Source organism: Amycolatopsis sp. NPDC088138 (assembly GCF_044741685.1).
Classification (GTDB): Bacteria; Actinomycetota; Actinomycetes; order Mycobacteriales; family Pseudonocardiaceae; genus Amycolatopsis.
On sequence record NZ_JBIUTB010000002.1, the window covers coordinates 404771 to 420036 of the forward strand.

11 protein-coding genes are annotated in these 15266 nt (G+C 70.4%); 6 read left to right on the forward strand and 5 right to left on the reverse strand.

Annotated elements, in window-relative coordinates; genetic code table 11:
- Positions 1-74 precede the first annotated feature (74 nt).
- From ACIOD2_RS09410 to ACIOD2_RS09425, 4 genes are all read right to left on the reverse strand, one after another.
- A complete protein-coding gene (locus ACIOD2_RS09410) occupies positions 75-1259 on the reverse strand; it encodes a cell division protein DivIVA (protein ID WP_400536327.1) in 1185 nt (394 codons plus the stop codon).
- A gap of 116 nt (positions 1260-1375) precedes the next feature.
- Entirely contained in the window at positions 1376-3367 is a 1992-nt protein-coding gene (locus tag ACIOD2_RS09415) for an SDR family oxidoreductase (RefSeq protein WP_400536329.1), read from the reverse strand.
- Between the two features lie 100 nt (positions 3368-3467).
- On the reverse strand, positions 3468-4172 hold the full coding sequence (locus ACIOD2_RS09420) for a class F sortase (RefSeq protein ID WP_400536331.1): 705 nt from the start codon (positions 4170-4172) through the stop codon (positions 3468-3470).
- A gap of 4 nt (positions 4173-4176) precedes the next feature.
- Complete coding sequence (locus ACIOD2_RS09425; RefSeq protein WP_400536333.1) at positions 4177-5640, reverse strand: SpaA isopeptide-forming pilin-related protein; 1464 nt, start codon at positions 5638-5640, stop codon at positions 4177-4179.
- Positions 5641-5974: 334 nt separating this feature from the next.
- Between ACIOD2_RS09425 and ACIOD2_RS09430 the strand changes: the two genes are divergently transcribed.
- The 4 genes from ACIOD2_RS09430 to ACIOD2_RS09445 all read left to right on the forward strand — a co-directional run bounded on the left by ACIOD2_RS09430 (position 5975) and on the right by ACIOD2_RS09445 (position 10785).
- Positions 5975-6808 carry a Bax inhibitor-1/YccA family protein gene (locus ACIOD2_RS09430; protein ID WP_400536334.1) on the forward strand — a complete coding sequence of 278 codons (834 nt, stop codon included), beginning with the start codon at positions 5975-5977 and terminating at the stop codon, positions 6806-6808.
- A 156-nt stretch (positions 6809-6964) separates the two neighbouring features.
- The gene (locus ACIOD2_RS09435) at positions 6965-7747 is read left to right on the forward strand and encodes a hypothetical protein (RefSeq protein ID WP_400536336.1); all 783 of its coding nucleotides are present in this window, start codon (positions 6965-6967) and stop codon (positions 7745-7747) included.
- Between the two features lie 163 nt (positions 7748-7910).
- Positions 7911-9179 carry a YeeE/YedE family protein gene (locus ACIOD2_RS09440; protein ID WP_400536337.1) on the forward strand — a complete coding sequence of 423 codons (1269 nt, stop codon included), beginning with the start codon at positions 7911-7913 and terminating at the stop codon, positions 9177-9179.
- Between the two features lie 67 nt (positions 9180-9246).
- A complete protein-coding gene (locus ACIOD2_RS09445) occupies positions 9247-10785 on the forward strand; it encodes a DHA2 family efflux MFS transporter permease subunit (protein WP_400536339.1) in 1539 nt (512 codons plus the stop codon).
- 404 nt (positions 10786-11189) lie between these two features.
- On the opposite strand, the gene ACIOD2_RS09450 is transcribed toward ACIOD2_RS09445, so the two are convergent.
- On the reverse strand, positions 11190-12410 hold the full coding sequence (locus tag ACIOD2_RS09450; protein WP_400536341.1) for an acetyl-CoA C-acetyltransferase: 1221 nt from the start codon (positions 12408-12410) through the stop codon (positions 11190-11192).
- Positions 12411-12526: 116 nt separating this feature from the next.
- On the opposite strand from ACIOD2_RS09450, the gene ACIOD2_RS09455 reads away from it, so the two are divergent.
- Entirely contained in the window at positions 12527-13471 is a 945-nt protein-coding gene (locus ACIOD2_RS09455; RefSeq protein ID WP_400536343.1) for a pentapeptide repeat-containing protein, read from the forward strand.
- 344 nt (positions 13472-13815) lie between these two features.
- Positions 13816-15186 (forward strand): cystathionine beta-synthase, encoded by a 1371-nt coding sequence (locus ACIOD2_RS09460; RefSeq protein ID WP_400536345.1) that lies wholly within the window; start codon positions 13816-13818, stop codon positions 15184-15186.
- The last annotated feature ends 80 nt before the right edge of the window (positions 15187-15266 follow it).

Consider the following 15266-nt stretch of genomic DNA (forward strand, 5'->3'; position numbering starts at 1 on the left):
ACCCCGGAAAGCCGTGAAGGCCACCTTGAGGGACTTAGAGTCCCTCAAGGTGGCCTTCACGGCACATCAAACGATCAGGAGCCGGGCTTGCCCGCCGCGGGGGACAGCGGCTTGGCGCCGTTGCCGTTCCCGTTCGCCGGGCGGGTCGCCGGGCCGTGCTGCTTCGCCGGGGCGTTGTTGCCCGGCTTCGCGGCCGGGGGCGCCTGCTTCACGGGAACCGCGGCCTTCGTCGCCCCCGAGGGCACCGGAGTCTTGGCCGGGATCGACGGCTGGACCACCGGGACCACCGGCGCGGCCGGGGTCGTCGGGGACTCGCCGCGCTCGTCGCCGCCCACCAGCTTCGACGCCTGCGGGATGACGGCTTCCTCGGGCAGCGTGGCCAGCTGCGTCTCGCTGCGGTTGAGGATGTCCTCGGCGGCCGCCAGGCTCTTGCGGGCCTGCTCGCGGATCTCCGCCAGGCGCTCGACCTTGCGGTTCGCCGCCGTCGTGCGCTGGGCCGCCTGGGTCGTCGCCTCGTCGAGCCGGCGCTTGGCCTCGCCGGTGGCTTCGTCGAGCCGGCGCTTCGCCTCGGTGGTCGCCTCCGCGAGGCGGCGCTCGGCCTGGTTCTTGCTCGCCGTGCGCTGGTCGGCGACGTGCTTCTCCAGCGCCGCCTTCTGGGCCGCCTGGGACGCCTCGAACTCGCGCTCGAGCTTCCGGCGCTTGCGCTCCGCCTCGTTGTCGAGCAGTTCCCGCCGCTGGGCCGCCTCGACGGTGAGCCGCTGCACCTCCGCGCGTGTTTCGGAAAGCGCGTTCTCGTGCTCCGAATGGAGCAGGTCGGCCTGCTTGTCGAGTTCCGTGACGAGCCGCGTGTAGCGCTCACGCAGCTTCGTCGACGCCTCGGTCGAGCCGGCCCACGTCTTCTCCGCGGCGGCTTCGGCGCGCTTGACGATCTCGTCCGCGCGGGCCTGCGCGAGCGTCACCGTGCGCTGCATCCGCTCGTCGAGGTCCTCGAGCCGCTCCGGCGGTTTCTTGAGCTCCTCGACGCGCGCCTCCAGCTGCGCGACCTGCCCGCGGACGGACTCCAGCTCGCGCGCGACCGCGGCGGTCTGCGCCACCGCGGCGTCACGGTCGCTGACCACGCGGCGCAGCTGTGCCTCGACGTGGTCGAGGTACTGGCGCACCTCGTTCCGGTCGAAGCCGTGCCAGGCCTGGGTGTACTCGCGACGGAGGGGGAGCAGGCCGTTGAGGGCGCTTGCGGCATTCTCGCGCTCAGGAACCATGGGCCCGACCGTACCCGGGCACGCTGCGCTTCCGCCGTCCGGCTTAACAAATCACCAACACGTGTCGCGGACGTGGCGGCGCGTCGCCGGAACGGCCGTACCCGGAAAACTCTGAGTTACCAGTGGAAGCCGCGGGACAGCCGCGCGAGCGCCATCGCCGCGCGCGAGAGGTGTTTCTCGCCACGTCCGATCTTGAGCTGGCCCGAACCGCCCGCCGCGGTCGAATCCGGGAAGATCCGGAAACCCTGGTACGCGACGGCGTCGGTGAGGCCCGGCGTGAGCGTGTAGGCCAGCCCGATCGCCTGCCCGGCGGGCGTGCCGATGTGCTTGGGACGTTCGAGCAGCGCCTTCATCACCATGTCCGCGGCCTGCTCCGGCGACTTCGTCGGGAACGCGTCGTAGATCTTCGTCGGCCGGATCATCGGCGTCCGCACCAGCGGCATGTGGATCGTGGTGAAGGTGATCCCGTCGCCGTGCGTCTCGGTCGCCGCGATCCGCGAGAAGTAGTCCAGCGCCGCCTTCGACGCCGCGTACGCCGAGAAGCGCGGCGCGATGCCCTGCACGCCGATCGACGAGACGTTCACGATGTGCCCGAACTTCCGCTCGGACATGTGCGGCAGCACCGCGAGGATCAGCCGGACCGCGCCGAAGTAGTTGATCGCCATCGCGCGCTCGTAGTCGTGCATCCGGTCGTACGACAGCTTGATCGACCGGCGGATCGACCGGCCGGCGTTGTTGACCAGCATGTCGATCCGGCCGTGCTCGGCGAGCATCGCGTCGACGGCCTTGTGCACCGAGTCCTCGTCGGTCAGGTCGGCCGGGTACACCGACGCCGTGCCGCCGGCCGCGATGATCTCGTCGCGCACCTCTTCGAGCTCGTGCTGCCGGCGCGCCACGAGCAGCGGGACCCCGCCCGCCGCCGCGACCTTCAGCGCGGTCGCCCGGCCGATGCCCGACGACGCGCCGGTGATGATCACGCGACGGCCGTCCAGCTCGCCCCGCGGGCCGTGCTTGCGCGCGCGGAACGGGTCGAGGTGCTCGCGCCAGTACCGCCACAGCGTCGCCGCGTAGTCCTCCAGCCGCGGCACCTCGACGTTGCCGGCGAGCGCCTTGCGCGTCGCGGTCGAGGAGAACACCGACGGGAACGCCATCGTCTCCAGCAGCACCGGCGGGATGCCGAGGCGCTCGAAGACGGCGTCGCGCGCGATGGTGAAGCCGGGGATGTGCTCGGACAGCTTGACCAGCCCGACGATGCCCTTCGAGAACCGCTCGTTGAGCTGCACGGTGATCGTCGGGGCGCCCGCGGCCTTCGCGAAGGCGTTGTACACCGAGACGACCGGCTGGGGCTCCGGGTTGACCAGGTGGAAGGTCTGGCCGTCGTGGCCGGGCTTGGTCACCAGCTCCAGCAGCGCCTTGGCGACGTAGTCGACCGGGACGACGTTGGTGTCGCCCAGGCCGGGCCCGACGATCGGCAGGTCCGGCAGGCCGGCGAGCCTGCTGATGGCCGGGAAGAGGTAGTACGGGCCGTCGACCTTGTCCATCTCGCCGGTCACGGAGTCCCCGACGACGACGGCGGGCCGGTACACCCGCCACGGCACCCCGGTCTGCTCGCGGACGATCTTCTCGGCCTCGAACTTGGTCCGGTGGTACGGCGTGATCAGCCGCTGCCCGGCGTCGAACATCTCCTCGGTGAAGACGCCGTCGTGATCGCCCGCGACCGCCACCGAAGAGACGTGGTGCAGGCAGCCGGCGCGCAGGTCGGCGGCCAGGTCGACGACGCTGCGCGTGCCGTCCACATTGGCCTTGACGCTGGCCTCGTCGTCGGCGGTGATGTCGTAGAGCGCGGCCAGGTGCACGATGTGGTCGACGTGCCCGCGCAGGTCCTCGCGGTCCTTCTCGGACACGCCGAGCAGCGGCTCGCCGAGGTCGCCGGTGACCAGCGTGACGCGGTCGGAGTGCGGCCACTGGTCGACCAGCGCGGCCAGCTTGGCCTTGCTCGACGCGCGCACCAGCAGCGCGACGCGGTCGTCGTCGGGGCGGGAGAGCAGCCGCCGGGTGAACTGGCGCCCGATCAGTCCGGTCGCCCCGGTCACCAAGAACGTCGCCATCGTCGCCTCACCTCTCGCAGCCCTGCCTGACCCTGGGCATTCTGCTGCATCCGGGCGTCACTGACCACCGTGGCGCCACGTGATGTTACCCACGAGTAACTTAGACGGGGTCCGCGATGACGACGCGGTTCTCCTCGTAACCGTCCGAACCGCCGACCCAGCGGCCCCCGCAGGTCACCAGGACCACCCGGTGCGGGCCGGACTGGCCGAACAGGTCGGCGGCCCGCGCGGGCAGGTCGTTCTTGTGCACGGTGACCAGCTGGGAGACGCGGTAGCGCCAGGCCTTGCCGGTGCTGTCCACAATGGACACGTCGCCGCCGATGCGGTCGGTCCACAGCTCGGCGAACGGCCCGGTCGCGCCCCGCCAGTTCACGTGGCCGGCGAACACGCTCGCCCCGCCTGCGGCGTCCAGCTCGGCACCCCACCAGGTCGCCTGGCCGAGGTCGGCGGGGATCGGCAGCTCGGCGTTCGGCCCGAGTTCCTTGCGCACCAGCGTCGCCGTGCCGCCGCCGGGCAGCCGGACGGTGCCGGGCTCCTGCGGCGCGGACGCCCTCGGGGTCTCCGCCGCCGGCGCCGCCGCGGTCGTCGAAGCCGGTGGAGGCGCGGACGACGGAGGCGGAGACGAAGGGGCCGCCGAGGACGGTGCCCCGCCCGGCGCCCGCCCGGCCACGGGCACCGGCTGCGCGACTCCCGCGACGACGGTGGTCGCCGGCGGCGCGTCGACCACCCCGGTGGCGACCTCGACGGCCAGCACGGTCACGACGCCCACCGCGAAACCGCCGAGCAGCTTGCCTCTTCCGGTCACGGCGTTACCTGCGCGAGGCGCGCCGCGCGGCGAGACCGACCAACGCGGACCCCACCAGGGCGAGCAGGCCGAGCCCGGCGACACCGGCCGTCGAGTAGCTGGTTTCGACCGCGCCCTGGGCCAGCACGGTCGGCGGGCCGCCCGCCGGGATGGCGTGCGGGACCTCGTTCGGCTTGTTCGACACCGTCAGCGCCAGCGTCTTGCCGGATTCGATCTTCCCGCAGGCCGACGGCGGGTTCTTCGGGTCGAACGCGTTCGTGTAGCCCGGCGGCGCGCTGACCTCGACCACGCAGACGTCCTGCGGGGCCCGCAGGTTCTCGACGGTGACGGCGCCGGTCTTGCCGTCGGTGGTGACGACGGCGGGCTTGCCGTCGGCGCCGTTCAGCGGCTTGCCGTCCTGGTCGAGCGCGGCCGTCGTCTTGTCCGCGCCGGTGATCCGCAGGACCGCCCCGCCGACGCCCTTGCCGCTGTCCGCGTCCACCTTGCTCACCTGCACCGCGCCCGGTTTCGCGACGGCGACGACGCCCTCGGCGGTCAGTTCCTTCTCGCCGCCGGTCGACACGACCCGCTGGACACCGGTGTTCACCGGCGCCCGCACGTACGGCCGGTCGGCGGGCGCGGTGAGCGACGCGGCCAGCGCCGGCTTGTCGCCGGTCGGCGTCAGCGAGACCTTCACCGTGCCGTCCGCGCTGGTCTTGAGGGTGACGTCCTTCGCCGCGGCCTGCGGGCTCGAGTTGCCCGCGTCCGCCGTGGTGTCCGTGCCCTCGGCGAGGGTGGCAGCGGTTGCCGTCAGCTTCACGTCGACGTCGGCGACGCCCTTGCCCTTGGCGTTCTTGACCGTCACCGTCCACTCGCCGGGCGTGCCGACGTGCTGGTCGTCCTTCGGCGCGGTGACCGACGCGGTCCACGGGCCGCGGTTCGTCTCGGCCTCGGTCGTCAGCCGGTCCACGGCGGCCTTCGCGTCCGCGGGCAGCTTGCCCAGGTGGAAGTCCGCGTCGTAGCCGATCTTGTCGGCGGTCAGCGACGGGTCGAGGTCGGCGGCCGAGCGCGGTGCGGCCGTCCAGGAGTGCAGCAGGTGCGCGAGCGCCGCGGCCTCCTCGGGCTTCTTCGTGTCGCCGTAGCGCAGCAGCAGGTAGGAGATGTTCGCCGCCTGGTCGGCGGGCAGCTTCGTGCCCCACTTCGTCAGCAGCTCGTCACCCGGCTTGTACTCCTCGTCGGTGTTCGGGGCCTTGAGCTGGAAGCTCACGCAGAACACCTGCTGCCCGCCGACGATGTAGGAGCCCAGCCAGTTGCGGCTCGGTGTCGGGTTCATCGGCTGGCCCGGCTTGACCTCGTAGCCGATGCCCTCCTGTGACGCCGCCGACGCCGCCGGGGCGCCGACGGTCACCGAGAGCGCACCCAGCAGGGCCACGGCGATCAGGCTGGTGAGCGCGCGACGACCCGCGCGGGGGTTCGGGGACCACACCATGGTGTGTCGGCTCCTTCGCTGGTCCGCGCCGACGTCGGGGGCGTCGTCGCAGGTCACACGTTTGATCACAACCCAGGCACGCTTTCGGTGAAGAACCGACCACGTGAGGTGAGCGTCTCGCCGCAGGGTCCAGAATGTCTAGCGTCCATCGGGTGCCTGTCGGTGAACGGTCGTGGCGTCCGTCGCATACGGTGTGCGCGAAGACCGCTGATCAGACGTCGAGTAAAGTTGTCTTTACTCGACGGGAACCGCGCGTCCCCGGCGGTCGTTGGACCCTATGCAGCCTTGATTCACGCAGCGTTGATTCACAGAGCAGCAGATCCAGGAGGATCAGGTGCGTTCCAGTAGCAACCCGGCGTTCCGCAACCTGCCAAAGGGCGGAACTCAGACTTACGGCCAGTACGGCCCCCCGGTGGGCTTCAACCAGCCCCAGGGTGGCGTGCCCGGGTACGGCCCGGGACAGGTCTCCGCCAACGAGGGCGACCGCCCCATGACCGTCGACGACGTCGTCGTCAAGACGGGCATCAGCCTCGGCGTGACGCTGCTCGTCGGGATCGTCACCGCGATCTGGGCGCAGAACCAGCTGGCCGACACCGGCCGGCTGCCCGGCGCGCTCATCGGGGCGATGCTCGGCGGCCTGGTCGTCGGGCTCGTGATCTCGCTGGTGATCATTTTCAAACAGAAGGCGAGCGCGCCGCTGACGCTCGTCTACTCGGCCGCCGAAGGTCTTTTCCTCGGCGCGGTGAGCGGCGTGTTCGAAGTGATCTACCCGGGTATCGCGCTGCAGGCGATCATCGGCACGATGGGTGTCTTCATCGGCATGCTGGTGGTCTACAAGACCGGCGCCGTGAAGGTCACCCCGAAGCTGACCAAGTGGATCGTCGGCGCCGTCGTCGGTGTCGCGATCCTCATGCTGTTCAACCTGATCAGCGCGGTGGCCTTCGGCTTCAACCCGCTGCGTGACGGCGGCCCGATCGCCATCATCTTCAGCATCGTCTGCATCGGCATCGCGGCGTTCAGCTTCCTGCTCGACTTCGACCAGGCGGACCGGATGATCCGCGAGGGCGTGCCGTCGAAGTGGGCCTGGTACGTCGCCTTCGGCCTGATGACGACCCTGGTCTGGCTGTACCTGGAGATCCTGCGGCTGCTGTCGTACCTCCGCGAGTAATCTGGCTCACAGTTCCGCATTGAGGGCGCTCCGTAATCAACGGGGCGCCCTTTCTGTCGGTTAATGCCCCATACGTGGACCCCGCTGCGGATGCTGATCACACTGCGTGTTTGATGTGCCGGTCGGTTCTCTTATTTCACATGTGTGAGGTTCACAGTGAGCGTTCCCCCTCCGGCCCCCGGGGGCCAGCAGCCGGTGGGTCAGCCCGATCCCTACGGGCCGCCTCCCGGCGGCCAGCCGCAGCAGCAGTATGGCCAGCCGCAGTACGGCACGCCGCCGCAGGGCCAGCCGCAGCCGCAGTACGGCACGCCGCCCCAGGGCCAGCCGGTCCAGGGGCAGCCGGGCCAGTACGGGCCGCCGCCCGGGCAGCCCGGCCAGTTCGGCCAGCCCGGTTACCCGCCCGCGCCGCCCGTCGCGCCGAAGAAGTCGAAGGCACTCTGGATCCGCCTCGCGATCGTCGCGGTGATCGTGGTCGTCGGCGGCACGCTGGCGATCATCAACTTCGCCAAGTCGCCGGGCAGCTCCGCCGTCGGCGACTGCCTGACGATCACCCAGTTCACCACGGGCGGCGACGACCCGGTCAAGGCCGACTGCGCCGACGTGAACGCGAACGTGAAGATCGGCGCCAAGCTCGACAGCGCGAGCGACGAGTGCCCGGGTGGCATCGAGTCGCCGTACGACACCTACTCCGTCACGGGCCGCAGCTCCTACAAGCTGTGCCTGATGGTCAACGCCAAGCAGGGGGACTGCCTGGCGAACCTGACCTCCAAGACCGAGGGCTACAAGAAGGTGCCGTGCAGCGACCCGAGCGGTGAAGCCGAGGTCGTGAAGGTCGTCGAAGGCCAGGCCGACAAGAACGCCTGCGGTGACAGCCAGGACGTCATCGCCGTGGCGTACCCGCAGCCCGCACTGACGATGTGCTTCAAGGCGAAGAAGTAGATAGTTCTCAGCCCGTCGAAGGCCTCCTCGCGTGCCCGCGAGGGGGCCTTCGGCGTAACCGTGGTTGATCCGTTCGTCCCACACTGTGCGACGAGCTGCGGCGGACCCGGCACCGGACCTAACTTTGATCGTCCTGCTCCGCCGACCCAAGCCTGGAGTACTGGTGGCGACGACCGAATCCCCGGCCGGTGACAAGAAGTTCCTCGAGTTCCCCACCTCCTGCGCCGCACCCGTGCCGCAGCCGGAAGAGCCCGTCCGCGCGGTGCCGCTGGCCGTCGCCGGCGTGCTGGCGGTGGGCCTGACCTGGTACGTCTGGGCGAGCTACGGCGCCAAGTTCGGCGTCCTCCTGCTGCTCGGCCTGGGCCTCGGGCTCGCGCTGTTCCACTCGCGCTTCGGCTTCACCTCGGCGTGGCGGCAGCTGATCGCGGTCGGCAACGGCCAGGGCCTGCGGGCCCACACCGTGCTGCTCGGCACCGCCGCGACGCTCATCGCGCTGATCGCCGGCACCGGCACCGGGCTGTTCGGCAGCAAACCCGCGCCGACGGCGAGCCCGCTCGGGCTCGCCCTCTTCGTCGGCGCGACGCTCTTCGCGATCGGCATGCAGCTCGGCGGCGCGTGCGCGTCCGGCACGCTGTTCGCGGTCGGCTCCGGGCAGTCGACGATCGTGCTGACGCTGGGCGGGTTCATCACCGGGTCGGTGCTCTACACCTGGGCGTACCCGGTGCTCAGCGGCTGGCCCGAGCTCAAGGGCGTGCTGCTGGCCGACCACGTCGGCTGGTTCGGCTCGTGGGCGATCACGATCGCCGTGCTCGCCGGGATCGTGCTGGTCACCCGCGCGGTGCAGCGCCGCCGCACACCGCCGCCCGCCGACGTCGTGCCGACCGCGCGCGGCTTCGCGCGGGTCTTCCGCGGCTCGTGGCCGATGCTGGTCGGCGCGGTCGTGCTGGGCGTGCTCGCCGGTGCGGTGTTCCTCGTCTCGGGCGGGATCTGGGGCGTCACCAGCGCGTTCTCGCTGTGGGGCGCGAAGATCCTGCAGGTGTTCGGGCTGCACCCGGAGAGCTGGGAGTTCTGGCAGCAGAAGTCCAATGCGACATCGCTGGCCAACCCGATCTGGAAGGACAAGAACAGCCTCACCGACATCGGGATCATGATCGGCGCCGCGGTGGCCGCCGCGGCCGCGGGCGCGTGGAAGATCCACAGCTCGATCCCGTGGCGCACGGCCGTCGCGGCGGTGCTCGGCGGGATCATGATGGGCGTCGGCGCGCGGATGGCCGGCGGCTGCAACATCGGCGCGTACCTCGGCGGCATCTCCACCGGCAGCCTGCACGGCTGGCTGTGGGGCGTCTTCGCGCTCGGCGGCACCTGGATCGGGCTGAAGCTGCGGCCGCTGTTCGGGCTGTCCAACCCCGTCCCGACGGACAGCATCTGCTGAGACGTTTTTTGTCGGTGGCCCCCGGTACCCTCGCGCAGGAAACCACCAACTGGGGGAATTGTTCCTTATGTCAACGGAAAGTACGGCCACCGCGCCGCAGGGTGACGCGCTCGACGCCGGGGTGCTGAAGATCGCCTCCGTGGTGGTCCTCGGCGCCATCATGGCGATCCTGGACACCACGGTCGTCAACGTCGCGCTGCAGAAGCTCACCATCGAGTTCTCGACGTCGTTCGACGTCATCCAGTGGGTCTCCACGGGGTACCTGCTCGCGCTCGCCACCGTGATCCCGGTCACCGGCTGGGCGTCCGACCGGTTCGGCACCAAGCGGCTCTACATGATCGCGATCGTGCTGTTCCTGGCGGGCTCGATGCTCGCGGGCGTGGCGTGGAACATCGAAACGCTGATCCTGTTCCGCGTCCTGCAGGGCTTCGGCGGCGGCATGCTGATGCCGTGCGGCATGACGATCATGACCCGCGCGGCGGGCCCGCAGCGGATCGGGCGCGTGATGGCGGTGCTCGGCGTGCCGATGCTGCTGGGCCCGATCGGCGGCCCGATCCTCGGCGGCTGGCTGGTCGACGCGGTGAGCTGGCGCTGGATCTTCTTCATCAACGTGCCGATCGGCGTCGTCACGCTGCTGCTGTCGTGGCGGCTGCTGCCGAAGGACGCCCCGGAGCCGTCCGGCCGCTTCGACTTCGTCGGCATGCTGATGGTCTCGCCCGGCCTGGCGGCGCTGATCTTCGGTGTCTCGAAGATCCCGTCCGCGGGCGGGATCGGCGCCGTCGAGGTGTGGCTGCCGGCGCTGGCCGGGCTGGTGCTGCTGGCCGGGTTCGTGGTGCGCGCGCTGAAGGTGCCGAACCCGCTGGTGGACCTGCGGCTGTTCAAGAACCGCACGTTCACGGTCGCGATGGTGACGATGTCGCTGTTCTTCGTCGCGTTCCTCGGCGGGATGATGCTGCTGCCGACGTACTTCCTGCTGGTGCGCGGCGAAACCACGCTGCACGCCGGGCTGCTGCTGGCCCCGCAGGGCTTCGGCGCGATGATCATGATGCCGATCACCGGGCGGCTGGCCGACAAGGTCGGGGCGCGGAAGATCGTGCTGCCGGGCCTGGTGCTGATCGTCGGCTCGATGGCGATGCTGACCCAGGTCACCGCGACCACGCCGTACCCGGTCCTGCTGTCGGCGCTGTTCGTGATGGGCCTCGGCATGGGCTGCACGATGATGCCGATCACGACGTCGGCGCTGCAGACGCTGCAGCCAAAGGACATGGCCCGCGCGTCCACGGCGACGAACATCGTCCAGCAGACCGCGGGCGCGATCGGCTCGGCGGTGATGGCGACGATCCTCGCGGCCCTGCTGGCGGGCAAGTTCGGCGTCCCGACGGCCCAGGGCCAGCTGGCGGCCACGGCGGCCATCCTGAGCCCGCAGTCCCACACCGCGGCAACAGGCCTGGCGGCGGACGCCTTCTCGACGACGTTCGTGTGGTCCCTGGTCTTGGTGTCGCTGTGCCTGATCCCGGCGTTCTTCCTCCCGAAGTCCCGCCCGGCCCTCCCGACAGCCCCGTCGGAAGACGGCGACGAGATCACCCCACCGGTGATGGTCCACTAGCCGACCGCCCAGACACGCGAGCCGACCCTCCGGATCACCTCCGCGACGTGATCAGCGGGTCGGCACGCGTGATTGGCGAGCCGACACGGCTCCGCGGACCGGGATTCGCCGTGTCGACCCTTCAATCACGCGAGCCGACCCTTCAGGCACGCGAGCCGACCGCCCAGGCACGCGAGCCGACCCTCCGGATCACCTTCGCGACGTGATCAGCGGGTCGGCACGCGTGATTGGCGAGCCGACACGCGTGATCAGAGGGTCGACACGGCTCCGCCGGCCAGGATTCGCCGTGTCGACCCTTCAATCACGCGTGTCGACCTCTGAATCACGCGTGTCGACCCTCCGGACACGGCGAAGGCCACCACCGGACTTCCGGTGGTGGCCTTCGCCGTCGAAGGGTCAGCGGGTCAGGAGAGGCGCTCGATGATCATCGCCATGCCCTGGCCGCCGCCCACGCACATCGTCTCCAGGCCGAACTGCTTGTCGTGGTGCTGCAGGGAGTTGATCAGCGTCGACGTGATGCGCGCGCCCGTCATGCCGAACGGGTGGCCGACCGCGATCGCGCCGCCGTTGACGTTCAGGCGGTCGACGTCGATGCCCAGGTCGCGGTACGACGGGATGACCTGCGCCGCGAACGCCTCGTTGATCTCCACCAGGTCGATGTCGCCGATCGACAGGCCGGCGCGGGACAGCGCCTGGTTCGACGCGTCCACCGGGCCGTACCCCATGATCTCCGGCGAAAGACCCGTGACGCCCGTCGAGACGATGCGCGCCAGCGGCGTCAGGCCCAGCTCGCGCGCCTTCGTGTCGGACATGACGACCAGCGCCGCCGCGCCGTCGTTCAGTGCGCAGCAGTTGCCCGCCGTGACGCGGCCGTCCGGGCGGAACACCGGCTTCAGGCCCGAGACGCCTTCGACGGTGACGCCCGCGCGGGGGCCGTCGTCCTTCGAGACGACTGTGCCGTCCGGGAGCGTCACCGGGGTGATGTCCTTGGCCCAGAAGCCGTCCGCGATGGCCTTCTCGGCCAGGTTCTGCGAGCGGACGCCGAACTCGTCCATGTCCTCGCGCGTGACGCCCTTCAGCCGCGCCAGGTTCTCGGCGGTCTGGCCCATCGCGATGTAGACGTCGGGGACGTCGCCGGCGGAACGCGGGTCGGTCCAGGAGTCGGTGCCGGACTCGGCGGTCGCCACCGTCCGGTGCTCGGCGTCGGCGAACAGCGGGTTGTGGGTGTCCGGCCAGGAGTCCGAGCTGCCCTTCGAGAACCGCGACACGGTCTCGACGCCGGCCGAGATGAAGACGTCGCCCTCGCCGGCCTTGATCGCGTGGAACGCCATCCGGGTGGTCTGCAGGCTCGACGAGCAGTAGCGCGTGATGGTGCAGCCGGGCAGGTGGTCGTAACCGAGCTCGACGGCGACTGCGCGGCCCATGTTGAACCCGGACTCGCCGCCCGGCAGGCCGCAGCCCAGCATCAGGTCGTCGATGTCGGCGGGGTCGAGCTGCGGCACCTTGGCCAGTGCCGCCTGGATCATCTGCACGGTCAGGTCGTCGGGTCGCATGCTGACCAGCGAGCCCTTGTTGGCCCGCCCGATCGGCGAGCGCGCGGTGGAGACGATGACGGCTTCAGGCATGACGTGACACATCCTCGTATCGCGAGCTAAGCGGTTGCTCACCATAGTGCCGCCTGTGGCCCCGGTCGCAAAGCCGAACGCGACCAAGGCAACACGACGCCTGGCAGGATCACCCCGTGGGGACCGAGACGCGGGTGCTGGGCACGAGGACGATCCTGCTCTGGGGAGCCGGGCTGCTGGTCGTGGCGGGCGTCGCCGCGACGCTGCTGCTCACCCTGCTCGGCGGCGGCCGCCCCGAGGACTCCGCGCGGCTGGAGGCCCTGAAGACCGCCGCCAACATCGTCGTCGGGACCGGGGGCGCCGCCGCCCTGCTGCTCGCCGCGCGGCGCCAGCGGTCGGCGGAGCTGGATCTCGTGCAGAAGGACCACGACGCCACCGAACGCCGGGTCACCGAGATCTACAGCAAGGCCGCCGACCAGCTCGGCAGCGACAAGGCGCCGGTCCGGCTCGCCGGGCTGTACTCGCTCGAACGGCTCGCCGGCGGTTACCCGCCGCACCGGCAGACCATCGTCAACGTCCTCTGCGCGTACCTGCGGATGCCCTACGACGCCGAGGGGGAAGACATCGAGGAGCTGCAGGTCCGCAAGACCGCGCAGCGCATCCTGATGCTGCACCTGCGGACCGGATCCGTCGAACAACCGAACGAAGGTTTCTGGCCGGACGTCGACCTGGACTTCTCCGGGGCGACGCTGGTCGGGCTGACCCTCTCGCACTGTTCGATCCGGTCGATCGTGTGCTTCGGCGCGAAGTTTTACGAGCTCACGTCCTTCCGCGGCACCGAATTCGGCACCAAAGCCGACTTCAACCAAGCGGAGTTCATCGGCCTTCTCGATTTTCGCGGCACGGTTTTCGGTGGGAGGAAGGACTCGTTCAACGGTGCCGTTTTCGCTGGTCCGGTCGATTTCGGCACGAAGACCGTGGCGCGGCTCGCCGGGGCCGAGGCGGTGCCCGGGCCCGCCAGGACCTGGCCCCAGGACTGGGAAGAGCGCCCGATCGACGGCAATCCGGACCGGACCCGGTTGACTCGAAAGGGTGAACCGCGTGATCCCGGCGCCCGATAGAATCGGCCCCGGAAAGAGCTTCGTCATTCCGGAACGGGGGAGGTGAACCGGTGAACGCCGAACGTCGACGCACTTGCTGGGCCTTCCTGACTCCGATGGGTTTCCGCACCGCGCGCAGCGCCGGGCGGGATCTCCGGGACGGGATGACGGCTCAGCGTGCAGCGACCCTCGGGTCCGGGATCGGCACCGGTTAGCGGCTTGGTGGCTTAGCGACACGCCGGCGCCGGAACGGCCCGACCTCGCGCACAACGCCCCGTCACTACCCGACGCGCACCCGGAGTCCGCCCGGGTCTGCTCCGTGCTGGGTGGACAACGCCACCGGTAGGCCGTTTAGGCTGACGGTCGTGGAGTACGCAGAGCACATCGCAGACCTCGTGGGCAACACCCCGCTGGTCAAGCTGAACTCGTTGACCAAGGGGCTCAAGCCGCTCGTGCTGGCCAAGGTCGAGTACCTGAACCCGGGTGGCTCGGTCAAGGACCGGATCGCGCTGCGGATGATCGAAGCGGCCGAGAAGTCCGGTGCCCTGCGCCCGGGCGGCACGATCGTGGAGCCGACGTCCGGCAACACCGGCGTCGGGCTGGCCATGGTCGCCCAGCGCAAGGGCTACCAGTGCGTCTTCGTCTGCCCGGACAAGGTCAGCGAAGACAAGCGCAACGTGCTCAAGGCGTACGGCGCCCGGGTCGTGGTGTGCCCGACCGCGGTCGCGCCCGAGCACCCGGACTCCTACTACAACGTCTCCGACCGCCTGGTCCGCGAGATCGACGGCGCCTGGAAGCCCAACCAGTACGCCAACCCGCAGAACCCGGAGAGCCACTACCTCTCCACCGGCCCGGAGCTGTGGAAGCAGACCGACGGGAAGATCACCCACTTCGTCGCGGGTGTCGGCACCGGCGGCACGATCTCCGGCACCGGCAAGTACCTCAAGGAGGTCAGCGACGGCGCCGTCCAGGTCGTCGGCGCCGACCCGGAGGGCTCGGTCTACTCCGGCGGCAGCGGCCGCCCCTACCTGGTCGAAGGCGTCGGCGAGGACTTCTGGCCGGAGACCTACGACCGCAACGTCGCCGACGAGATCATCCCGGTCTCCGACGCCGACTCGTTCCAGGTCACCCGCCGGCTCGCGCTCGAAGAGGGCCTGCTGGTCGGCGGCTCCTGCGGGATGGCCGTCGCGGCCGCGCTGAAGCTCGCCGAGCGCCTCACCGAGGACGACGTCGTGGTCGTGCTGCTGCCCGACGGCGGCCGCGGCTACCTGACGAAGGTCTTCAACGACACCTGGATGTCCTCCTACGGCTTCCTGCCCCCGGACTCCTCGGGCGCGACGGTCGCGGACGTCCTGACGAAGAAGAGCGGGCAGCTGCCGGCCCTGGTGCACTCGCACCCGAACGAGACGGTCGCCGAGGCCATCGCGATCCTGGCCGAGTTCGGCGTCAGCCAGATGCCCGTGGTCAGCGCGGAGCCGCCGGTGATGGCGGCCGAGGTCGTCGGCGCGGTCAACGAGCGTGACCTGCTCGAAGCGCTGTTCACCGGCAAGGCGCAGCTGGCCGACCGGCTCGACCGGCACATGTCGCCGCCGCTGCCGACGATCGGCGGAGGTGAGCAGGTGGGTTCCGCGATGACCGCGCTCGAAGGGGCCGACGGCGCGCTCGTGCTGGTCGACGGCAAGCCCGCCGGCGTCGTCACGCGGCACGACCTGCTGGGTTTCCTGGCCGGCCGGTGAACTCGAGCCGAGAAGAATCTTAATCGGCGGACCCGGCCGGGGCGTTACGAGCGCCCCGCCGGGTGATCCGATAGCGTGGG

Coding starts and splice junctions, on each gene's coding strand:
- ACIOD2_RS09415 (WP_400536329.1), bottom strand. CDS start 3,367: ATGGCGACGTTCTTGGTGACCGGGGCGACCGGACTGATCGGGCGCCAG.
- ACIOD2_RS09445 (WP_400536339.1), top strand. CDS start 9,247: ATGTCAACGGAAAGTACGGCCACCGCGCCGCAGGGTGACGCGCTCGAC.
- ACIOD2_RS09425 (WP_400536333.1), bottom strand. CDS start 5,640: ATGGTGTGGTCCCCGAACCCCCGCGCGGGTCGTCGCGCGCTCACCAGC.
- ACIOD2_RS09410 (WP_400536327.1), bottom strand. CDS start 1,259: ATGGTTCCTGAGCGCGAGAATGCCGCAAGCGCCCTCAACGGCCTGCTC.
- ACIOD2_RS09450 (WP_400536341.1), bottom strand. CDS start 12,410: ATGCCTGAAGCCGTCATCGTCTCCACCGCGCGCTCGCCGATCGGGCGG.